Consider the following 22,833-nt stretch of genomic DNA (forward strand, 5'->3'; position numbering starts at 1 on the left):
TTCTCTTGTACGGTTTAAAACCGTTTGATGATCCGGTATTGCGAATCGCGCTGGACTGCTACCCTGCCGGCGTTTCTGATCAAATCGATGAACTGCTCCATGTGTGCGGTCCGCCTGACCCCGGTGGCTTTGACCACGGTTTCCTCCATGAGCACCCCGCCCATGTCGTCAGCGCCCATGGCCAGTGCGATCTGGGCGGGCTTTAGCCCTTCGGTGAGCCAGCCGGCCTGGATGTGTTCGACATTGTCCAGGTAAATGCGCGAGACTGCAACGGTTTTGAGGTAATCCATTCCGTCTGCGGCAGAAATGTCGGGCATTCGCGTTTGAGCCGGGGAAAAAGACCAGGGGATAAAGGCCTGGATGATGCCTGTCCGGTCCTGGACCCGGCGGACCGTGTCAAGATGCTCCATGCGTTCGGCAATGGTTTCTCCCATGCCGTAGGTCATGGTGGCAGACGATTTCATGCCGTGGGCGTGCAGGCCTTCCATGACATCGCACCATTGGGCCGCAGACAGTTTTTTGGGGCTGACTTGCCGCCTGATCCGGTCCACCAGCAGATCCGAGGCCCCTGGCACCGAATCCAGGCCCGCGTCTTTCAGGGCGCAGATGACCGCATCAAGGGGTTTTCCGCTCTGGTCGGCCATGTGAACGATTTCCGCCGGGGAAAAACAGTGGCGCCAGATGCCGGGAAACCGGGTTTTTACAGCGTTGACCATTTCCAGGTAATCATTTAACCCGTATTCCGGATCAAGGCCGCCCTGCAGCATCACCTGGGTGCCGCCGGCGTCTGCCAGCTCCTGGACCCGCCCGCAGATTTCGTCTGTGCTCAGGCGGTATGCGGCAATCCGGCCGGCCCGTGCGTGATAGGCGCAAAACGCGCATTGCGCCCGGCAGACGTTGGTGAAATTGATGATCCGGTCCAGGATAAAACCCACATGCTGCTCCGGGACAACTGCCCGGCGCCTGAAATCCGCGGCCCTGCCCAAAGCTGTCAGGTTCCAGTCAAACAGGGACGCGGCTTCGCTGTTGTTGATCCGCTGGCGGCCGTAGATTTTATCTTCCAGGGATGCGGACTGTGCGCGGCTTGTCATCTGTGCCTTCCTTGTCATGTCCCGGTCGGTATTCAGTGATTTCAAGGTTGCGGTCAAGAAAGCCCAGTGCGTTGATCGGCTCTATGAGCCCGTGGTCTGCGGCTGCATGAAAATAATAGCCCAGGGCCGCTTTTAACTCCGGGGTGAAATCAAACTGCAGCAGATCGTAATAGGCGCTTATATCATAATCAATGTCCGGGTATTTTTCAGCCGCGGCTTTGATGACCGCCTGTTTTTCATCAGCCATGAGGGCAAGGGAGTTGGAAAATGAATCAATCACCTTCAAAATTATGCGGCCCTGTTTTTCCACCGCTTTTTTCTGCACCGCAAAAACCGCAAATACCACCGGCCGGCCGGTTTTCTGGAGCCACAGATCACCGATGTCGTAGATGTAGGAAACCGGCCGGCCCAGGTTCACCATGGCGTCGTTTCCAATGATCAGGGCCGCTTCTGTATCGTCGAGTGCGGGCCTGGGCGGGGTGGTGCAGTATTGCGGCACAAGGCCGTAATGCTTTTCAAGCAGGATTTTGAGCAGAATTTCCGATGTTTTCGAAGCCCTTGAAATACCCACCCGTTTTCCGTGGAGCTGCTCGATGGGCACTTTGCTGGCAAGAATCACCGAGCCCACGTAACCCACGGAGCTGAGACAGAACCACGGCAGCAGCACGATCTGCTCCCTGAGGGGGGGATAGGCGGCCGCAGAAATCGGGCTCAGATCCAAAACCCCTTGTTTTACCAGCCGGTTTAGGTCCTCCGGGAGGCCGGGTTTGACGTGCACGCCCTTGAGGGGCTTTTGGGCAAGCATGTGGTGGTAAAAGGGATAGCAGTTGAGATAATCAATGCAGCCGATTGTCAGTTGCCTTCCGGTCATGTTCTTTCCCTGTAAAGCGCTGTTGTGCGTACCGGCCGGCCCCCTGCGTTTTCAATGATCTTTCGCAGCCGGGCCTCGGATCCGAAATCCGGGGTCCGGGCCCCGGCTGAGTGAACCACCTTTTCATCATAGTAGGTCCCGCCCAGCTCGTCCACCCCAAAGCTGAGCAGCACCTGTGCGGTTTTTTCCCCGAGATACATCCAAAGGGCCTTGATGTGGGCCACATTGTGGAGAAATATCCGGGCGGCCGCATAAATCCGGATATCGTCGTAGCCCGTGGATTGGGCCCTGGCCTGTTGGATGCCCGTGTTTGCGCCGTGGAAGGCAAGCGGGACAAAGGTTTTAAACCCGCCTGTTTTATCCTGCAGCTCTCTTATGGCGGCCAGATGATCCACCATGTCTGCGATGGTTTCCCGGTGGTTGTAGAGCATGGTGGCATTGGTTTTCAGCCCGTGTTCGTGGGCCGTTTCCATGATTCGGAGCCATTGCCGGCCTGAAATTTTTTTGGGCGCGATGATTTTGCGAACGTCCGGAGAAAAGATTTCCGCGCCGCCGCCGGGCAGGGCGTCAACCCCGGCTGCGGACAGGCGGCCGATCACATCTGAGACCGGCATTGCGCTCTGCCGGGCAAAATAGTCGTATTCCACGGCGGTAAAAGCCACGATCACCAGATCGTTTTTCACGCCCCGCACGCGGCGGATCATTTCCTCGAAGTAGTCAAGGCCCAGCTCCGGATTGAGTCCACCCACAATGTGGACCTCGTCCACGCCCCGGTCCACGGCCCGGCATACCCGGTTTTCGATTTCATCCAAGGACAGCACGAATGCGGTTTCATCACCCGGGTCGCACGAAAATGCGCACAATGGACAGCGCAGTTCGCAGATGTTGGTGTAGTTGAGATTCATGTTGACCCCGTAGAAAACGCGGTTTCCGTAAAGCCGCCGCCGCTGGAAATCGGCCACCGCGCCCAGCTCCAGGATGTCGTCTGTTGCCAGCATTTCTCCAAGGGCGCTGGTGTCCACGGGCTCGTTTCTGCACACCGTCTCTGCAATCCGCCGGATGCGGGGATTGGAAATGCCGGAGACAAGCCGCTCCGGATCCTGCATGCTCATTTGTCTTCCCTGTTTCATCAATCGGTTGCGGGTTTTTTGCCCGGGCTCTGCCGCAAGGCTTCCCAGGAGTCAAACAGCCGGTGGGGTTTTGCCAGCAGATTTAAAATTTTGCCAACGATAAAGTCAACAGCGTCGTCCATTGTCCGGCCTTTTGTATAAAATGCCGGTATGGGCGGCACGATTTGGGCCCCGGCATCCATTGCCCGGCCCATGTTTTCCACGTGAATGCGGTTTAGCGGGGTTTCGCGGGGCACCAGAATGCATTCGCGTCTTTCCTTCAATGCCACGTCCGCGGCCCGGGCCGTCAGGGTTCCTGCATGGCCGTGGGCCACGGCTGAAAGGGTTTTCATGGAACAGGGCATGATCACCACCGCTGAAAACCGGGTGGTGCCGCTGGCTTCGGGTGCGTCGGTTTCGGAATCGGCCGATTCCCGGAAAAGGGATAAATCCCTGACTTTTCCCCGCTGTGTTAAAATCCGGGAAAGGCTTTGACCGGCGCTGAAATCCCCGGTCATTTCATGGCCGATGACTTTCCACGCCCCCTGGGATACGATGCCGGTGACCGGAGTGTTGCCGCTGATCAGCTCTTCGATCAGGCGGATGCCGAGTATCGGACCGCTGGCGCCGGTGACTGCCACAATGATTCTCTGGTCTGTTTTGTTTTGCATCAGCCTCCTGCCCTTTTTAGAAGGATGCGCGCAGCACGTCAGCCGCGGCCCCCAGAAACAGAATCGGGGCCACCCACATGTTGAGCCAAAAAATTGTCTGCATTGCCGGCCCAACAGGTTTTTTTCGGGCAAGGATCTGCTGCCGGGCAAAAATCACGGCGATTGCGCACACGGCTGCGAGATATAAAAACCCCATGTGGGTCAGTATCCCGGTTAACACCATGGCTGCCAGGCAGGTTGCATAACAAGCGGCTGAAACCAGAAGCGCGTTTTTTTCCCCGAGCCTTGCAGGAATGGAATAAAGGCCGTAATCACGGTCAAATTCCTCATCCTGGACGGCGTATACAATGTCGAGTCCGGCAATCCAGGTCAGAATAACCGCCCCGGGCAGCAGGGCAAGGAGCTCGAATCTGCCGGTCACGGCCAGATATCCCCCCACCGGGGCCGCGGCCTCCACTGCACCCAGAAAAAAATGGGAACCGGCCCAGAACCGTTTGCAATAGGAATATGCAAACAGCATCATTGCGGCCGGAAACGACAGATAAAAGCAAAGCGGGTTGAGCATCCGGGCGGCAAAAACCAATACCAGCACACAGGCCCCGGCAAGGGCCCACACCGCAGCCGGATGTATGTCGCCCCGGGCCACCGGGCGGTTTTTCGTGCGCGGGTTTTGGGCGTCAATGCCCGCGTCAATCACCTGGTTAAAAGCCATGCCCGCAGTCCGTGCACCCGCCAGGGCGACGGTGACCCAGAGCCAGGTTAGAAAAGACGCGCCCCCGGCAAAAAGAATGCCCAGCCAGGCAAAGGGCAGGGCAAAAAGGGTCTGCCGGACCAGGATGAGTTCGGAAAACCGTCTAAAATCCATACTCTTTCCAGCGCTGTGTGACTTTTTCCATGGTGGCCGCATCCATGGTGATCTCCTCGGGCCAGTCCCGGCCCATGCCTTCCTGCCGGGTCTTTCGGGTGGCGTCAATGCCCATCTTGCCGCCGTAGTCCGGGTACGGGGCAGAATGGTCCAGGGCGTCAAGGGGCCCTTCGGACATGAGCACATCCCGCCTGGGATCCACGTTGTTTAGCAGCTTCCAGACAACGGTGGGCGAATCGCGCAGGTCCACGTCCTTGTCAAAGACCGCGATGAACTTGGTGGAGGCCATCTGGCCCAGCCCCCAGAGCGCGTTGATGGTTTTTTTGGCCTGGCCGGAATAGGTCTTGTCTATGGAAATCAGGGCGCAGTTGTGAAAGACCCCTTCCATGGGCAGTTCCATGTCCACAATTTCAGGCACCAGCATTTGCAGCATGGGCAGAAAGATCCGCTCCGTGGCCTTGGCCATGTAGCAGTCCTCCATGGGCGGTTTTCCCACCACCGTGGCCGGGTATACCGGGTTGTCCCGCCATGTGATGCAGGTGACACGGAACACCGGATAGACATCAGCCGGGGAATAAAAGCCCGTGTGATCGCCGAAAGGTCCCTCGATGCGGCTTTCCCCGGGATCCACGTATCCTTCCAGGACAAAGTCCGACTCCGCGGGAACCAAAAGATCAACGGTTTTGGCCTTTACCACTGAAACCGGCCGGGAGGCGGCAAACCCGGCAAACATCAGCTCGTCGATCTCCGGGGGCAGGGGGGCGGTGGCGGCATAGGTCACCGCCGGTGACCCGCCCAGGGCCACTGCCACGGGCATTTTTTCCTTGCGCTCCCTGTATTTTCTGAAATGCCGGGCCCCGTCCTTGTTGTACTGCCAGTGCATGCCGGTGGAGGTATTGTCGTATTTGTGCATCCGGTACATGCCCAGGTTCTGGATTCCGGTTTCCGGGTCCTTTGTTGCCACCAGGGGCAGGGTGATAAACGGACCGCCGTCTTCCGGCCAGCAGGTGAGCACCGGCAGGCTGTCGAGCAGGGGGCCCGAGGTGGCCATGTTTTGCTGGCAGGGCGCCCGCTTTGTCTTTTTTGGCAGAATGTCGGCCATTTCCTTTAAGGAAAAAAGCATCCGGATTTTTTCCTTAAAATCGCCCGGCGGCCGGAGATGGAGCTGTTTTTCAACCCGGGCGGCGATCTGTGCCGGGCTTTGATCCCCGAGGGCGAGTTCCATGCGCCGGTAGCTGCCAAAGGCGTTGATCAGCACGGGATAATCCGAGCCGCGCACGTTTTCAAACAACAGGGCAGGGCCGCCGGCCTTGCTCACCCGGTCCACGATTTCAGTGATCTCCAGGCGGGGATCAACCTCGGCCCTGACCCGGTGAAGCTGTTTTTCGTCATCCAAAACCCGGATGAATTGTTGCAGATTTTCAGGTGTCATTTGGATAATCTATTGTTTTCACATTTTTTATAATTTCATGGAGCATACGACCCTTCTTTTAGCAGGAATTAAAAGCGGTTGAAAACAGTTTTTCTGTCTCTTTTCACCAGGGCCGTGACACAGGTGTCAAAAGGGGCTCATCGTGTCATCAAAAAAGTTGGCGTTGTCGGCTCGGGCGCTTCTGTGTAGCGGCACATCTGTTTACAGGGTGTAAAAAAAAACTGTTTAACCCTTGAGCACAACAGGGTGGTTGAATCTGTTTGTTTCCCTTTTCCATGGGTCCTGGCTGTCCTTGTCTCGCGGCTTTCCTATGGCCCATTTTTTGCAATGTGAATTTTTTTTACATTCCTATTCACTGAAGAAAGGAGGATATGGTTCATGAATTTTCCAAAGCTTTCACCTGAAGAAGCTGTTGCGGACATTTGCCATGGAGATACAATTTCGTTCAGCGGTTTTTCCCCGGCCGGCGGGGCAAAGTCGGTGCCTCTGGCGCTGGCCGCCCGTGCCCGAAAGAAGCATGAGCAGGAAAAACCCTTCAAGGTCCGGGTTTTGACCGGGGCTTCGAGCGGGCGGTGCATTGATGAAGATTTGGCCCGGGCAGAGGCCGTTTCATGGCGGGCGCCCTATCAGTCCGGCGACACCCTGCGCCGGCAGATCAACCGCCAGGAAGTTGAGTATGTGGACCATCATCTCTCCCATGTCCCCCAGATGGTGACCGAAGGTTTTTTCGGCGGCATCCGCATGGCTGTGGTGGAGGCCACGGAAATCACCTCAGACGGACGGATCTACCTGACCACCTCCATAGGCGCCTCCCCGACTTATCTGCGCCATGCCGACCAGGTGGTCATTGAGATCAATCAGGGCCAATCCCAGCGGCTGCGGGAGTTTGCCGACATCTATACGATGCCGCTGCCTCCGCACCGAACGCCAATCCCGATCTATGAACCCTTAAACCGGATCGGTGTGCCCTATGCCACGGTGGATCCGCGAAAAGTCATCGGCATTGTGGAAACCAACGAGCCTGACGCCGTGCCGGATTTTTCCGGATCTGATGAAATCAGCCGCGGCATTGCCGAAAACGTTGTTGAATTTTTGCTGAATGAAATGCGTGCCGGCCGGATACCCCCGACCCTGCTGCCGCTGCAGGCCGGGGCGGGCAACGTGGCCAACAGTGTAATGGCAGCCCTGGGCGCCAATCCGGATATTCCAGGGTTCTGCATGTATTCCGAAGTCTGCCAGAATGCCATGATTGATCTTATGATCCAGAACAAAATCCGGGGAATCAGCGCATGCAGTCTGACGGTCACTGCCGCCAAACTTCGGGAAATCGTGGACAACATGGACTTTTTCGCCTCCCGGATCGTGCTTCGGCCCCAGGAAATTTCAAACCACCCCGGCGTGATCCGGCGCCTGGGGGTTATTGCCCTGAACACGGCCCTTGAACTGGATATCTATGGGAATGTCAACTCCTCTCATATTTGCGGAACCCATATTGTCAACGGTATCGGCGGCAGCGGGGAATTTACCAGGAACAGTTATCTGTCCATATTCATGACGCCCTCAACTGCCAAAGGGGGCAAGGTTTCGGCCGTAGTGCCCATGTGTCCGCATATAGACAACAATGAGCACTCGGTACAGATCGTGGTCACCGAACAGGGGCTTGCCGACCTGCGAGGCCTGGGACCATTGCGCCGCGCGAAAACCATCATTGACAACTGCGCTCATCCCCGGTACCGGGACTATTTGCATCAGTATATCCGTGAAGCACCGTTGGGCCACATTCCCCATGATCTCACGCGCTGCTTTGAAATGCACCGCAATTTTATCCAATACGGAGATATGCTGCCGGAAGGGTGAGGCGGATTTCAGCACCGCTGGCACCCATCTGCGGAGTCATCAGAAGCGGAGGAAAAGCAAAGGTCCGCACCATGATGATCTTTGTGGCCATGCATCGAGGGATAATGAACAGGAAAGTCATAGATCGTCATGGAACTTGATAAGAGCCATATTTCTGCATGGTTGCAGGAAGATGATACAGATCGCCTGGAAATGCTCTGGCATGCGGCGGATCGGATACGACGTGAGAATGTAGGTGATGCTGTTCATCTGCGCGGCCTTGTCGAATTTTCAAACCATTGCCAGCGAAACTGCTTTTACTGCGGGCTTCGGTCGGCCAATAAAAAAATCCGCCGATATCGTATGGATCCTGACGAGATCGTTCACTGCGCCCGTCAGGCCAAGGATCTGGGCTATGGAACGGTTGTTCTCCAGAGCGGTGAGGACCCGGGGTGTTCGGATCACTGGGTGGCGTCGCTGGTGCGGACCATCAAGGAACAAACCGGCCTGGCGGTGACCCTGAGCCTGGGCGAACGCGGCCGGGATGCCTTTGCGCTCTGGCGCGATGCCGGCGCGGATCGATACCTGATGCGTTTTGAAACCAGCAATGCCGGGCTTTATGCCAAACTCCATCCCGGCGCGCCGGGGCTGGAAGAACGTTTCCGCCAGTTGCTGTGGCTGCGGGAACTCGGCTACGAAGTCGGAAGCGGGGTCCTGGTCGGACTGCCCGGCTCAACCCATATGGACCTGGCAAACGATATTTTGATGTTTGCAGAACTTGATCTGGATATGATCGGCATCGGTCCATGGATTAAACATGAATCAACCCCCCTCGGCAGAGGGGAATTGCAGGATGACTTCGCCCATGAACGGGTGGCGGCAAGCGAGACAATGACCTACAAGATGATGGCCCTTGCCCGCCTTGCCTGCCCGCGAAGCAACCTTGCCAGCACCACCGCCCTTGCCACCGTCAATACAGAAAACGGCCGCGAACATGGACTTCGGCGCGGAGCGAACGTGCTTATGCCCAACATGACGCCGGCGGTCCATCGGGCCGATTATGAAATCTATCCGGCAAAGGCATGCCTTTTGGAATCTTCGGAACAGCGCTTCCGGATAGAAAATATCGGCCGATATGTCGGCACCGGCCGCGGCGATTCGCCCAACCGGGATGCCAGAATGGCAACAGGAGAAACATTATGAACATCAACGCAAGGCCGGGCATTGATTTTATCGATGAAGGCCTTTTTGAAACCTTGCTGAAAAAACCGGCGCCGGAGCCTTCCCGGATCCGGGAAATACTGGCCAAGAGCCTTGACAGGCAATGGCTTGACCTGGATGAGACAGCCACATTGCTCGCTGTCCGCGATCCTGATCTCAAACAGGAGATCTATGACACCGCCCGTGAGCTCAAAGATCGGGTTTACGGCAAACGCATCGTTTTGTTCGCACCGCTTTATATCGGCAATGAGTGCATAAACGACTGCTCCTACTGCGGCTTTAGATCCAGCAACAAGGAAGCCGTCCGGCGGACCCTCGATGACAGCGAAATCCGCAAACAGGTCAAAGCCCTGGAATCCGTCGGCCACAAGCGGCTGATCCTCGTATATGGAGAACATCCCCGCTACGATGCCGACTTTATCGCGCGCACGGTCCGGACAGTCTATGAAACACGGGGCGGTCACGACGAAATCCGGAGAGTCAACATCAATGCCGCCCCGCTCGATGAAGAAGGATACAGGATCGTACATGAAGCCGGCATAGGGACTTATCAGATTTTCCAGGAAACCTATCATCACGGGACCTATGCCCGGGTACATCCCCGGGGGACGCGCAAGAGCGATTATCTCTGGCGCCTTGGCGGGCTGGACCGGGCAATGGCTGCCGGCTGCGACGATGTGGGAATCGGGGCGCTCTTTGGACTTTATGACTGGCGCTTTGAGGTACTCGGACTGGTGGCGCATGCGCTCCACCTCCAGGCCGCTTTCGGGGTCGGCCCTCATACCATAAGCTTTCCCCGCCTCCAGCCGGCCAGCAACATGGATCTTCAACAGGGCCATTTGGTGAGTGATGATGATTTTTATCATCTTGTGGCCGTGCTCCGCCTGGCTGTCCCTTATACGGGATTGATCTGCACAGCCCGTGAACGTGCCGAGGTCCGCCGCACTGTTCTCGGATTCGGGGTAAGTCAGATCGATGCCGGCAGCCGGATTGAAATCGGCGGCTACACCGAGTCCGGCGATGTGCAGGAAATGGATCGCGAACAGTTTGCCCTCGGCGATATCCGGCCCCTTGATACCATAATGCGCGAACTTCTGGAGGAGGGATACCTGCCGAGTTTCTGTACAGCGTGCTATCGCCTGGGGCGGACGGGCGAACATTTTATGGAATTTTCCATACCCGGTTTCATAAAACGATTCTGCACACCCAATGCCCTGACCACGCTTAGCGAGTATTTGACCGATTACGCGTCGGAAAGGACACATGCTGTGGGCAAAAAGCTGATCGATGACGAAATTGCACAGCTCGATGACAATGCAACACGCCGCAAACTTATCCAAAGGATTGAACAAATTCAAACCAGCGATGCACGGGATTTTTATTTCTGATCCGTTTGAGCCAGGATCATCATGGTATGAACAAGCCCGCTTTCATCCTGCTCCATGAACGCGGGCTTTGCTTATATAGCAATAAAGTGAAAAGGAGGGCCTGCATGGCCAAAACGCCCAAAGGTTTTCGTCTGCATATCGGCCTTTACGGCCGGCGAAATGTGGGCAAAAGTTCCATTCTCAACGCCCTGACCTGTCAGCAGGTCAGCATTGTGAGCGATATTGCCGGAACAACGACCGACCCGGTTGAAAAACCCATGGAATTTCTTCCCATCGGTCCGGTTCTTTTTATTGATACCGCGGGCATTGATGATTCCGGAGACCTCGGCCGGCAGCGCGTCAGCCGGACAAGGGCGATACTGGATCGTACGGATGTGGCAATACTGGTTGTCCCGGCCGGTGAATGGACCCGCTTTGAGGATGAGATCCTGAAGGAACTGCAGCAGCGGGAAATCCCGGTTATCCTGGTTTTTAATAAATCCGACCTGTCATCAGCCGGCGAGCAGTACTGCCGGCAGCTTTCCGATCAGGGAATTGCCCTGGTCCATGCAGTGGCGACCCGGGGCGAAGGGATGATCGATCTCCGGCAGGCCCTGATCAAAGTGGTCCCTGACAGTTTTCTGCAGGCACCGTCCATAGTGGCTGACCTTGTCCCCCCCGGCAATCTTGCGATCCTGGTCACTCCCATCGACATTGAAGCGCCTAAGGGACGCCTGATCCTTCCCCAGGTCCAGTCGATCAGGGATCTTCTTGACGGAAATGCGCTGTCCATGGTCGTCAAAGAAAGCGAGCTGCCAGCCGCCCTGGATCTCTTGAAAACCCCGCCTGTTCTGGTGGTGACCGATTCCCAGGCATTTCTCAAAGTCGCGGCAGACACCCCGGATTCCATTGCCATGACCAGTTTTTCCATCCTCTTCGCCCGGGCCAAGGGAGATCTTGAGGCATTTGTGGAAGGGGCAATGGCAATCGAAACCCTCAGGCCGGGCGACCATGTTCTTATCGCCGAGGCATGCACACACCACCCGGTTGACGAAGACATCGGACGGGTAAAGATCCCGAACTGGCTGACTGAATATGTCGGCGGAAAACTGGAATTTTCCTTTGTCCGGGGCCACGATTTCCCCGGTGATCTAAGTGGGTATCAGCTTGTCATTCACTGCGGGGCCTGCATGTGGAACCGCCGGGAGATGCTTGCCAGACAGCTTTTTGCACGAAAATCCGGCGTTCCCATGGCCAATTACGGCCTGACCATCGCCTATACCCTCGGGATTTTTGACCGCGCGCTCAGCCCGTTTCCGGCGGCCCGCCAGATCTATCTCGACCGGGCGATGCAGAAAAACAGCAATTTATGAATCCAGATACCTGGTTATCCGGTTCGCTCCAGTAATAACTCCAGGTCGCAGCCGGCATCCATATGGTCCTCTGATTTCTTCGTGCTCTTCGTGTACTTCGTGGTGTGAACTGGAACCACGAAGTACACGAAGGGCACGAAGATAAAAGATGGTAAAGCAACCGGAGTTAACCGGATAACCAAATAATAGTTTATGAAACCAATTCTTTAAACAAATCAATACGGAGGCACGCATGGCAAAGGTCATTTTCGGGGCCTGGGACGGCAACGTCATAGACAACCGGAACCGGAAGATATACGAAATCGAAGAAGATCCTGCTTTCCGGGATTTCGACGAGTTCAATCCAGGCAATCCAATCAAGGCATTTTTCGGCGGCCACGGATTTTTCATCTTTGAAAAGGATGTGGACCTGCTGGATGCAGCGCTCCAGCACATGGAACGGGTGGCCAGGGAATCCTGCGGCAAGTGCACACCCTGCCGGGTGGGCACGCAGATCATCAAATCGAAACTGGAGGCCATGGCCGCAGGCCAGGCCGCTGCATCGGCCCTCGATGAAATCGAGACAATAGCCGAGCATATTCAATCAACCTCCATGTGCGGTTTGGGCCAGACAGCCACTGTGGCCCTTTTGGAAATGATGCGATATTTCAGAGAAGAGATCCTCCACCAGATAGAGAACCGAAACGGCGCCGCCAGGCAGCCGGGGGCCACTTATCTGTCGGCCCCCTGCATCGAGGCATGCCCTTCCCGGGTGGATGTTCCGCGATACATAGACTATATCAAGGACGGAAAGTTCACCCACTCCCTGGGCGTCATTCTTCAGAAATACCCAATGGCCGCCACCTGCGGCCGGGTCTGTGTCCGCTTCTGCGAAATGGCCTGCCGCCGGACCCAGGTGGACGAGGCCGTTGGCATCAAGGTGCTCAAGCGATTTGTTGCTGATCACGAAAAATACACCACCAACGACTGGTTCTCCGCCTACTCGGTCCCTGAAAAGAAACCCGACGACCTGAAAGTGGCGGTCATCGGCGCCGGGCCTGCCGGCATTTCAGCGGCATATCATCTCTTGCTCAAGGGATATCCGGTCGACGTCTTTGAGGCCAAAACCGTGCCGGGAGGAATGGCGGCCACGGGAATTCCCGAATACCGCTTGCCCAAGGAAGTTCTGCGCAAGGAAACCGGTATCATCGAGACCCTTGGCGGAAGGATTTTCTACGACCGGAAAATGGGCCGGGATTTTACGCTGAAAAGCCTTTACGCAGACGGATATCAAGCGGTGTTTTTAGGGGTGGGCACTCACAAGGGCAAGGCCATGGGAGCCATCGGAGAAGACCCGAAGCTGAAAGGATACGCCTTTGGCGTCGACCTGCTCCTTAAAATCAACCATGATTACATTGACAGGGGCATCCCCATGGATCTCGGGGAGAAAATGGTGGTGGTGGGCGGCGGCAACGTGGCCATGGACTGTGTCCGGTCGGCCCTGCGCATGGGGGTCAGGGAAGTCCACCTGGTGTATCGCCGGAGCCGCAACGAAATGCCCGCAGACCAGGAGGAAGTGGAGGGGGCGGAAAAAGAAGGTGTGATTTTCCATTTCCTTACCCATCCCACCAGAATCATTTCGGAAAACGGCCGGGTAAAGGGTATGGAACTGATCAAAATGGAACTGGGTGAACCCGACAAGAGCGGACGGCGGTCGGTGACACCAATGGAGGGATCGGAATTCAGCCTTGAAACCGATGCAGTTGTGCCGGCCATCGGCCAGCAGGTCGAGCACGGGTTCCTTTTGCCCGAAGATAATGTTGATTTCAACAAGTGGGGCATGATCGATGTGAAACAAGATGCCCTTATGAGCACCCGCAAGGGGGTCTTTGCCGGCGGCGACTGCGTCACCGGACCGGCCACCCTTATCCAGGCCATGGCCCAGGGCGAGCGTGGTGCCGAGAGTATCGACAATTATCTTACCCACGGCCGGGTTCGTTTCAACCCGGACCTGCGGATGTCCGGGCTGGTGCATGCCATACAGCCCATGATCAAAAAAGGCGTCTCCATTCCCATCAAGCACGAGTACCGGGTCAAGGTCAGGGAGCTGGATCCTGAAATCCGCAAAAGGATCTTCGAGGAGGTGGAAGAACCCATCTCCATTGATGAGGCGTATCACGAGGCAAGCCGGTGCATGCGCTGCTACCGGGTCTATTCCGTTATTACCGAACAATAAGGAGCTTTTCATGATTGGATATATCAACGGCAAAAAGGTTGAATTCAATGCCGACGATACCGTGCTGAATGTGGCCAAAAAAACCGGCCATTTTATCCCCACCCTCTGCGAGATGGCCGACATCCGGCATGTCCCGGGCACCTGCCGGGTCTGCCTGGTCGACATCCAGAGGAAAAACGATCCTCACCACCAGATCGTTACATCCTGCACCACACCCATGGAAGAAGGAATGTCGGTGCTCACCCGTACTCCTGCGGTGAGGTCCAGACAGCGGCTCCAGGTGGAAATGCTTCTGGCCGACCATAACCAGGACTGCGCCACCTGCATCCGCCACGGGAACTGCGAGCTCCAGGACGTGGCACAGTTCGTGGGACTCCAGAAGACCCGGTATCACTACCCGCACTTCTACCTTGAGCGAACACAGGACAGCTCCTCCACCGCCATAGAACGGGACATGTCCAAATGCATCCGCTGCTTCCGGTGTGTAACCGTCTGCCGGGAAATCCAGGGGGCGGACGTGCTTGTTATAAAGGAAAAGGGACTGGCCACGGAGATAAGCGTCAGGGATCAGCTGCCCCTGGGCGACTCGGATTGCGTCAGTTGCGGACAATGTATCCTGGTCTGTCCGGTAGGGGCCCTTGCGGAAAAAGATGACACGGAAAAAGTCATTGATTACCTCTACGACCCCGAGGTGGTGACGGTATTCCAGTTTGCCCCGGCCCTCAGGGTGGCCCTGGGCGAGGAATTCCACATGCCCCCGGGAGCTAACGTGGAGGGGCAGGTCATCACGGGCCTGAAAAACCTTGGGGCGGACGTGGTGTTGGACACCAATTTCACGGCCGATCTGGTGATCATGGAGGAAGGCGCCGAACTCCTCAGCAGGCTCGGGGAAAACGGCCGTTTGCCCATGTTCACCTCCTGCTGTCCGGGGTGGGTCAATTATGCCGAGAAAAACTACCCGGAGCTGCGCCCCCACATCTCCACCACCCGATCGCCCCAGCAGTGCTTCGGCGTTATCGCCAAGACCTACCTGGCGGAAAAAATGAACGTGGACAAAAAGCGGATGCGGGTGATCTCCATAATGCCCTGTACGGCAAAAAAGGAAGAGGCACAACGGCCGGAGTTCATGCGCGACGGTGTCCCGGATGTGGACGTGGTGCTCACCACCCGGGAGTTCGCCCGGTTGCTGAAAAGGGAAGGGACAAAGCTTTCGGAGCTTGAACCCTCGGGCTTTGACAATATCTATATGGGTGAATACACCGGGGCCGCGGCCATTTTCGGCACAACCGGCGGTGTCATGGAGGCTGCCCTGCGAACGGTCCACAAGAAGGTAACCGGCTTTGAGCTGGAATCCATCGAGATGGAGGCGGTTCGGGGACTCGATCACGTCCGCGAGGCCACCATTGATATGGGCGAAGGCAATCCCACGGTGCGGGTTGCCATTGCCCACAGCCTCCGGGGTGCCAGGCAGGTTGTGGAGGCCGTCAAAAACAAAGAGGCAGATTACCATTTCGTGGAGGTCATGGCCTGTCCGGGCGGCTGCATGGGCGGCGGTGGACAGCCACGGAGCAAACACGCATACCAGAGTTCCTGGCAGGCACGCCAGGCAGCGCTCTATAATATAGATCGCCAAGCGCCCGTGCGCCAGTCCCATAACAATCCGCTTATCATTAAACTGTATGACGACTTTTTGGGCAAACCGTGTTCCCACAAGTCACATGACCTGCTCCACACCAGTTACCGCGACCGGAAACGTATAGTCCAACACACCATGAAGAAGATCTGGGAGGAAATCGAGGCGCGGGAATAGCATGAAACAAAATATTCCCGGCCATTGAGAGCCGGGGCGGTTGTTTATATATCCTTTTCTGTCTCTTTTTGCCGGGCTTGACACCTGCGGCAAAAGGGGCTATAAATGTTTCGACAGTCAGAAACAGCAAATGTTGCGGTTCAGGCAAACGGAACGCGGTGCAAATCCGCGGCGCACCCGGCGCTGTAACCGGAAATACCGTCTTTTCGCATCAATGATGCGGCCACTGCAGGCTTAAACCCCTGCGGGAAGGCCCGGGGGCGGGTGATATCCGGCAAGCCAGAAGACGTGCCTGCAACAGGCGATATCGGAATCCGATGGCAAAGGGTTCCGACGGGAGGAAAACCTCCGGTCGGGGCCCTTTTTTATTTGGCCGGGGTTTTTGTTTGAACCGGAAAATCGGCGGGGCCGATTTTTTCCGAACTCATCAAAATTGTTTTAAAAAGGAGAAAACATGGAAACCCAGCTTGAACTGGCCCGGCAAAATCGGGTCACTCCCCTGATGCAGCAGGTGGCTGAAGACGAAAACCTGCCCGTGGACCAGATTGTCAGTCAGGTGGCAGCCGGCCGGATCGTGATTCCCAACAATCCCGCCCGGCCCGGCCAGAAGGTGGTGGGCATCGGCAGCGGCCTTCGCACCAAGGTCAATGCTTCCATCGGCACATCCTCGGATATCTGCGATATCGCCCTGGAGGCGGAAAAAGCCCGGGTGGCCGAAGCAGAGGGAGCAGACACCCTTATGGAGCTGTCTGCCGCAGGCGATCTCGACGCCATCCGCCGGGCGGTAATCGACAGCACGAGCCTGCCGGTGGGAAACGTGCCCCTGTATCAGGCATTTCACGACACCATACGCAAAACCGGTGATCCCACGCGCTTGGATCCCGAGTACCTGTTTGACCTCATTGAAAAACAGCTTGCAGACGGTCTGAGTTTCATGGCCATCCACTGCGGGGTCAACCGCTACACCATCGAGCGGCTGCGCAGGCAGAAATTCCGCTACGGCGGCCTGGCCTCAAAGGGGGGCACGTTCATGGTGGCCTGGATGGAGAAAACCGGCCGGGAAAATCCTTTATACGAGCAATTTGACCGGGTTTGCGGGATCATGAAAAAATATGACGCCGTGCTTTCCCTTGGAAACGGGATCCGGGCCGGGGCCATCCATGACAGCCATGATCGTGCCCAGGTGGCAGAGATGGTGGTCAACTGCGAGCTTGCCGAAATCGGCCGGGACGCGGGCTGCCAGATGATGGTGGAGGGCCCGGGCCATGTGCCCATGGATGAAATCGAGGGCAATATCATGCTTGAAAAGCGGATGTCAGGCAATGCCCCCTATTACGTGCTCGGTCCGATTCCGGCCGATACCGGCGCGGGCCTGGACCACATCACCGCTGCAATCGGTGCGGCCAGCTCTGCGCGCTACGGGGCGGATCTGATCTGTTACATCACCCCTGCAGAGCACCTGGCCCTGCCCAATGCCGAAGATGTCCGTCAGGGGGTGCGCGCCACGCGTCTGGCGGCCCGCATCGGCGATATCTCCAAATATCCGGAGCAGCGGGAAAGCGAGAAAATGGCGGCTTTGGCCAGGCGGGACATGCAGTGGCAGGATCTGGAAAGCCTTTTGATGTTTCCTGAAGAGGCAAGGCGGATCAGGGACTCCCGGGCCCCGGAAAAGGCCGAGACCTGTACCATGTGCGGTGATTTCTGCGCCATGAAAAAGGGCATGGCCTTGTTTGCACAAGACATTGGCGGAGACAAGCAGGCGCCGGGACGCAGTGCGGCCGCACAGGGCGGCGGCGCATAACAGGCCCGGCTGCCGGCGCAGAGCAAAGGGCCCGGCTGCCGGCTTTACCCGAGACCGTATTTTTCCAGCTTGTTGTAAAGGGTTCTCCGGGTGATGCCCAGCAGCCGGGCCGCCTCGCTCTTGTTGCCCTTGGCGCGCTCCAGGGCGCCGGCAATGGCGGATTTTTCCATTTCGCCAAGGGAGCTGCCCTCATCAGCGCCGGCAGCACCGGCTTGCGTGGAAGCTTGCGGGTGCTGCCGGCCGCTGTTTTGCGAAATGTTTAAGGGCAGGTCTTTTTCCGTGATGTATTCGCCGGGCGACAGGATCACCGCGCGTTCCACCGCGTTTTCCAGTTCCCGGACGTTTCCGGGCCACGGGTATTTGAGCAGATCATCCATGGCTCTGGGGGTAAAGCCCTTGATGGCCTTGCGGTTCCGCCCGGCATACTGGTTGATGAAGTGCTGGGCCAGTGCGGCGATGTCGTCAGTGCGTTCGGCCAGGGGCGGAATGTGGAGATTGACCACGTTTAACCGGTAAAACAGATCCTCCCGGAATTGGCCGTCTGCCACCATCTGCCCCAGGTCCTTGTTTGTGGCCGCAAGAATCCGGACATCCACGGCAACCGGGTTTTCCCCGCCCACGCGCTGGATTTCGCCCTCCTGGAGCACCCGCAGGAGCTTGGCCTGCATGGCCATTGACATTTCCCCGACCTCATCTAAAAACAGGCTGCCCTGGTGCGCCCGGACAAACCGTCCCTCCCTGCGTTTGTCCGCCCCGGTGAATGCGCCTTTTTCGTGACCAAAAAGCTCGGATTCCAGAAGCGACTCTGTCAGGGCCGCGCAATTGACCGAAACCATGGGGCCGCTGCTGCGGCTGCTGTTGGCGTGAACCGCCCGGGCAATGAGTTCCTTGCCGGTGCCGCTTGCCCCGGTGATCAAAACCGTGGCCTCGGAAGGCGCGATGGTGGCCACCATATCGAGCAGGGACTTCATCTGCGGGCTGGCCGAAACAATCTGGCGGCTGTCTGCAAGGTTTTTCAGCCGGGCTTTCAGGTTCTGGTTTTCGTGCTTGAGCCGGGTGTGTTCAAGGGCCCGTTCAATGGTTAGCTTCAGTTCGTCAAAGTCCAAAGGCTTTGTCAGATAGTCATAGGCCCCGGCCTTCATGGCCTCCACTGCGGACTGAACCGATGAATAGGCCGTCATGATGACAATGGGGATGGCGGGATTGTAGGCCTTGATCTCCTTTAGGGCGTCAATGCCGCTCATCACCGCCATGCGGACATCCATCAGGATCAGCTCAAACGGGCTTTGTCTGACGTGGTCCACCGCGGCCCGGCCGTTGTCTGCCTCGCTCACGCGGTAGCCCCAGGTTTTCAATATGGTCTTTAAGGTGGTGCGATGGCCCGGATCATCATCTACCACCAGAATTTCGCCAGGGTTTTTGTCTTCCATTTGTCATGCCTCTTTTGTTTCCGCATTGGCCGAAGCCGGCAGGGTGATGGTAAAAACCGTGCCTTCCTCAGGGGAGCTTTTAACAGTGATGCGCCCGTTGTGACTTTCCACTATTTTATGAACAATGGCCAGCCCGAGTCCGGTACCTGAAGCCTTGGTGGTGAAATACGGATCAAATATTTTTGCCAGATCCGCCCGGGCAATGCCCGGGCCGTTGTCGTGAACCTGGATGATGATGTTTTTCTCTGCGCCGTGGCTGCTTGTCACCTTAAGGATGCCGCCGCTTTCCATGGATTGAATGGCGTTTAAGTACAGGTTGAGAAGACACTGGATAAACCGGTCTGAATCAATGTCTGCAGCCGGCAGGTCCCGGCCTTTGACAAGCTGGATATCAATGTTTTTCTCTGCTGCGTCCTGGCGCACCAGGCGCAGGGAGTGGTCCAGGACCGGGTTGATGTCCGCGGGCCGGGCGTTGATTTCCGAGGGGCGGGCAAATTCCAGCAGCTCGGAAATCACCCGGTTTAACCTGTCGGTTTCCTGGATCATGACGGCTGCGGCATCCCGTGCTTCCGGGTCCTGTGCGTACCTGGCTTTGAAATAAGTGGCCATGCCTTTGACCGAACTCAGGGGATTTCTGATTTCATGGGCGATGCCCGCGGCCAGCTCGCCGACTGCCGCCAGCTTTTCCTTGCGTTGGATGGTCTCCTGCAAATCCTTGATTTCGGTGAGATCCCGTAAAATCACCATGCTGCCGATAAAGGCGCCGTCTTCGTTGATGATGCCCGTAGAACTCACACTCAAAGGAATTCGCTTTTGCCCAGGCAAAAAAACACATTCAAGTTCATGCTCCATGATTTGGGCATCTGTTTGCTGCCGGCAGATCAGCCGGGCCAGGTTTTTCGGCAGAACCTCGGCTGCAGCTTGTCCGCGCACGGATCCGGCATCCAGGCCGGTGATGGATTCGGCTGCCGGGTTGTGCAAAACAATAACGCCCTGGGCGTCGGTTACCATCAGGCCCACGGGAAGGCTTGCCACCACCTGATCGGCCATGGCGCTGGTATCCTGGAGCCGCTGCCGGGTGGTCCTGTAATTGCGGGTAATCAGCATGATGGCCATGCCTGTAAAACCCAGGATTAAAAGTATTGAGGAAATTATGGCGGTGATTTTTATGTCCTGCTGCCGGGCTTTGATAAACGGGGTGCGGTCAAATCCGATAAATATGATCTGTTTGTTTTCTTCAGAATTGTCAGGGATGCGCCAGGACCGGCCTTGTTCAGCCCGGCCCGGACGGGGTGAAAACTGGCGCATGTGACCCAGGTGCCGGCGGTTTGCATTTCGGCCGGAAAGGGGGTTGAAAAAGTCGTAAACCTCAAATGCCGGCATTCTGTTTTGTGTTTCAGTCAGCCGCCATTTGGCCGATTCTCCCGGATCCGGGACCTCCTGATCGCCGGTTTTGCTGAAAAACCGGGTATTGATCTGTTCGGGATCACTGTGGGCAAGGATCCGGCCGTTGGTATCGGTAATCGCAATGTAGAGAACATCAGCCTGATCAGCAAGTTCCCGGAGCAGGTACTGAACCTGGTTTTCATTCCAGCCCATGGCCCGCATGCCGGTTCTGGTGCCGGCTTCAAAGGATTTGATCAGCGCAGCGCCTTTTTCCAGCAGAATCTGGGACATGTATTGTTTTTCGCGGTTGTGGTTGCTCACGGCCAGAGACACTACGATGACCAGAAGGATGGCTGCCGCACTGATAATCATCCAGGGGGAAGAGTAGAGGCCTATGTGCTTTTTGTTGGTCATATTTTATGAAAGCAAATTTAATGCCCTGTGCGGCGAATGCAAAAATATATTAAAATACCGGTTAGTTAAATCTTTGCAAAAAGCCTGTTTGCCCCCTGGTGAGTATATTTTTTACAGATTTGTATAAAATATATACAAAAATTTGTGAAAAATCCATGGCAATATGTTTTTTTGATTTGTCTGTCTTTGTTTTTATAAAAAAAACAAATGGTTTTGTGTTTATTAAAAGACTGGCACACCTGTTGCTTCTATGTTGTCAAACAGATCATTTGTGAAAAAAACTGTAAAACCCAACAACCCAAAGGAGGAAAAGAAAATGATGAAAAAGACAGCTACCATATTCACAGTGCTGGCAATGGTCGGTCTGATTGCAGGCGTGGCATTTGCCGGGCCCTGGGGCGGCGCCCGTGGCGGCTACAATCAGGGCTACGGACCCGGAGTAAATGCAGGTCCCTGTTATAACAGCCAAAACTTCGGGCCGCAGCATCGGGCTTTTCTTGATGAAACCGCGGATCTTCGCAATGAACTGGCAGGCAAGCGCGGGGAGTATCATGCGCTGATGGCCAATAGCAATCCGGACCCGAAGCAGGCCGCGCGGCTGCAGCAGGAAATGAACAGTATTCGGGAGCAGATCCGGGCAAAGGCCCGGGATCGCGGCATTAATGCACCTGTTGGAACCCGCGGCTACGGCGGACGGGGTTACCACAGGGGAGGCCGGTGCTGGTAGGCCGGCTGCAACCACTGCCCGGGGCCAAATCAGCCGGTTTGGCTCCGGGCATCTTTTTATCTCCTTTCCATCCCGCCATTCTATCATTTATTGTCCCCTTATGTTTTCATGCCGGTCGTGGTATACTGCTTCAAAAAACCGGGACGAACCATGAAAACAGGAAATCAATGACACAACTGACAGCAGATCTGAGCCGATCCATCCATATCGGCGGCCGGCAGGTGGACTCGCGCCTGCTGATGGCGCCAATGGCCGGTCTCACCCACGTGGCCTTCCGGCACCTGGCTGCCGGGTACGGGGGATACGGACTCATGTTTACCGAGATGTGCAGCGCAAAAGCGCTGCCCCAGGAAAATCCCAGGGTATCGCCCGTATTTCAGTGGCGGACATCTGAACTGCCAAACCTGGTCTGCCAGATTTTCGGCTCAGACCCGGATACAATGGCCCGGGCGGCCCGGCGGATTGAATCCGAGGGGTTTTTCGGGGTGGATGTCAACATGGGCTGCTGCGTGGCCGCCATATGCAAGCAGGGTGCGGGCGCGGCCCTGCTGCGGCAGCCGGACAGGGCCGCTGATATTGTGGCTGCTCTGCGCGGGGCGGTCGATATCCCGGTTATGGTAAAATTCCGTACGGGCTGGCAGGATGATCCGGGCCCTGCCGTGGACATGGCGCGTCGTCTGGCCGATGCAGGCGCAGACGCGCTGACCTTTCATCCCCGGGTGGCCCCGGATCTGCGCGCCAGACCGCCGAAATGGGATTATATCCGGGCGGTCAAAGAGGCGGTGGATATTCCGGTATTTGGCAACGGAGAGGTGTTTTCGGAAAAAGACTGCCGGGCCATGCTTGACAAAACCGGCTGCCACGGGGTGGCGCTGGGCCGCATGGCCCTGGCCCGGCCCTGGATTTTTGCGCAATGGACCGGGGGCTTTGTGCCTGACGAAGAGACTTATCCCGAATGCGCCCACCGGATGCTGGATCTGCTGGCGCATTACTATGAGCCGGTCAATGCCATGCGGCGCTTTCGCAAATGGATTGTTTATTTTGCCGCCAATTTTGTCTACGGCCACCAGTTTTCCTCAAAAGTGCGCCGGGCCAAAGATATGGATGCGGCCCGCAGGGAAATCGACGCTTTTTTCGCATCTGATGCCGCACGGGGCAGTGTCCCCAACCGCAACCTGTTTCAGTGAACCGGGGCCGGGCCCTTTATCGGCTCT

17 protein-coding genes and 1 riboswitch are annotated in these 22,833 nt (G+C 56.7%); of the genes, 9 read left to right on the top strand and 8 right to left on the bottom strand.

Annotated elements, in window-relative coordinates:
* Window positions 1-14: 14 nt before the first annotated feature.
* The 6 genes from ACTCIA_RS02735 to ACTCIA_RS02760 are packed head-to-tail and all read right to left on the bottom strand — an operon-like array spanning window position 15 to window position 6,039.
* Window positions 15-1,091 (bottom strand): CofH family radical SAM protein, encoded by a 1,077-nt coding sequence (locus ACTCIA_RS02735; protein ID WP_463000275.1) that lies wholly within the window; start codon window positions 1,089-1,091, stop codon window positions 15-17.
* Window positions 1,054-1,962, bottom strand: coding sequence for a menaquinone biosynthesis protein (locus ACTCIA_RS02740; RefSeq protein ID WP_463000276.1), 909 nt, complete (start codon window positions 1,960-1,962; stop codon window positions 1,054-1,056). The genes ACTCIA_RS02735 and ACTCIA_RS02740 overlap by 38 nt, the downstream gene beginning before the upstream one ends.
* Window positions 1,959-3,074: a CofH family radical SAM protein gene (locus ACTCIA_RS02745; RefSeq protein WP_463000277.1), complete on the bottom strand. Its 1,116-nt coding sequence runs from the start codon at window positions 3,072-3,074 to the stop codon at window positions 1,959-1,961. Before ACTCIA_RS02745 ends, ACTCIA_RS02740 begins: the two co-directional genes overlap by 4 nt.
* A gap of 17 nt (window positions 3,075-3,091) precedes the next feature.
* Window positions 3,092-3,742: a UbiX family flavin prenyltransferase gene (locus ACTCIA_RS02750; RefSeq protein WP_463000278.1), complete on the bottom strand. Its 651-nt coding sequence runs from the start codon at window positions 3,740-3,742 to the stop codon at window positions 3,092-3,094.
* Between the two features lie 16 nt (window positions 3,743-3,758).
* Window positions 3,759-4,607: a UbiA-like polyprenyltransferase gene (locus ACTCIA_RS02755; RefSeq protein ID WP_463000279.1), complete on the bottom strand. Its 849-nt coding sequence runs from the start codon at window positions 4,605-4,607 to the stop codon at window positions 3,759-3,761.
* Entirely contained in the window at window positions 4,597-6,039 is a 1,443-nt protein-coding gene (locus ACTCIA_RS02760) for a menaquinone biosynthesis decarboxylase (RefSeq protein WP_463000280.1), read from the bottom strand. Before ACTCIA_RS02760 ends, ACTCIA_RS02755 begins: the two co-directional genes overlap by 11 nt.
* Before the next feature lie 378 nt (window positions 6,040-6,417).
* Between ACTCIA_RS02760 and ACTCIA_RS02765 the strand changes: the two genes are divergently transcribed.
* The 7 genes from ACTCIA_RS02765 to thiC all read left to right on the top strand — a co-directional run bounded on the left by ACTCIA_RS02765 (window position 6,418) and on the right by thiC (window position 17,662).
* Window positions 6,418-7,896 (top strand): succinate CoA transferase, encoded by a 1,479-nt coding sequence (locus tag ACTCIA_RS02765; RefSeq protein ID WP_463000281.1) that lies wholly within the window; start codon window positions 6,418-6,420, stop codon window positions 7,894-7,896.
* 129 nt (window positions 7,897-8,025) lie between these two features.
* Window positions 8,026-9,078 (top strand): [FeFe] hydrogenase H-cluster radical SAM maturase HydE, encoded by a 1,053-nt coding sequence (gene hydE, locus ACTCIA_RS02770; protein ID WP_463000282.1) that lies wholly within the window; start codon window positions 8,026-8,028, stop codon window positions 9,076-9,078.
* Entirely contained in the window at window positions 9,075-10,484 is a 1,410-nt protein-coding gene (gene hydG, locus ACTCIA_RS02775) for a [FeFe] hydrogenase H-cluster radical SAM maturase HydG (RefSeq protein WP_463000283.1), read from the top strand. Before hydE ends, hydG begins: the two co-directional genes overlap by 4 nt.
* Window positions 10,485-10,588: 104 nt before the next feature.
* Window positions 10,589-11,836, top strand: coding sequence for a [FeFe] hydrogenase H-cluster maturation GTPase HydF (gene hydF, locus ACTCIA_RS02780; protein ID WP_463000284.1), 1,248 nt, complete (start codon window positions 10,589-10,591; stop codon window positions 11,834-11,836).
* A gap of 232 nt (window positions 11,837-12,068) precedes the next feature.
* Window positions 12,069-14,051: an FAD-dependent oxidoreductase gene (locus ACTCIA_RS02785; protein WP_463000285.1), complete on the top strand. Its 1,983-nt coding sequence runs from the start codon at window positions 12,069-12,071 to the stop codon at window positions 14,049-14,051.
* Window positions 14,052-14,061: 10 nt separating this feature from the next.
* Entirely contained in the window at window positions 14,062-15,861 is a 1,800-nt protein-coding gene (locus tag ACTCIA_RS02790; RefSeq protein WP_463000286.1) for a [FeFe] hydrogenase, group A, read from the top strand.
* A gap of 125 nt (window positions 15,862-15,986) precedes the next feature.
* A riboswitch (cobalamin riboswitch) is annotated at window positions 15,987-16,171 on the top strand.
* A gap of 144 nt (window positions 16,172-16,315) precedes the next feature.
* On the top strand, window positions 16,316-17,662 hold the full coding sequence (gene thiC / locus ACTCIA_RS02795; protein WP_463000287.1) for a phosphomethylpyrimidine synthase ThiC: 1,347 nt from the start codon (window positions 16,316-16,318) through the stop codon (window positions 17,660-17,662).
* A gap of 44 nt (window positions 17,663-17,706) precedes the next feature.
* Here the strand turns inward: thiC and ACTCIA_RS02800 are convergent, their stop codons facing one another.
* Both ACTCIA_RS02800 and ACTCIA_RS02805 read right to left on the bottom strand, forming a co-directional pair.
* On the bottom strand, window positions 17,707-19,092 hold the full coding sequence (locus ACTCIA_RS02800) for a sigma-54-dependent transcriptional regulator (RefSeq protein ID WP_463000288.1): 1,386 nt from the start codon (window positions 19,090-19,092) through the stop codon (window positions 17,707-17,709).
* Between the two features lie 3 nt (window positions 19,093-19,095).
* Entirely contained in the window at window positions 19,096-20,892 is a 1,797-nt protein-coding gene (locus ACTCIA_RS02805; protein ID WP_463000289.1) for an ATP-binding protein, read from the bottom strand.
* A gap of 316 nt (window positions 20,893-21,208) precedes the next feature.
* Here ACTCIA_RS02805 and ACTCIA_RS02810 point away from each other — a divergent pair, with 316 nt between their 5' ends.
* Together ACTCIA_RS02810 and ACTCIA_RS02815 are read left to right on the top strand one after the other, a co-directional pair.
* Window positions 21,209-21,619, top strand: a complete 411-nt coding sequence (locus ACTCIA_RS02810; RefSeq protein WP_463000290.1) for a periplasmic heavy metal sensor — start codon at window positions 21,209-21,211, stop codon at window positions 21,617-21,619.
* Between the two features lie 167 nt (window positions 21,620-21,786).
* A complete protein-coding gene (locus tag ACTCIA_RS02815; RefSeq protein WP_463000291.1) occupies window positions 21,787-22,806 on the top strand; it encodes a tRNA dihydrouridine synthase in 1,020 nt (339 codons plus the stop codon).
* The last annotated feature ends 27 nt before the right edge of the window (window positions 22,807-22,833 follow it).

This window comes from Desulfosalsimonas sp., from assembly GCF_055149105.1.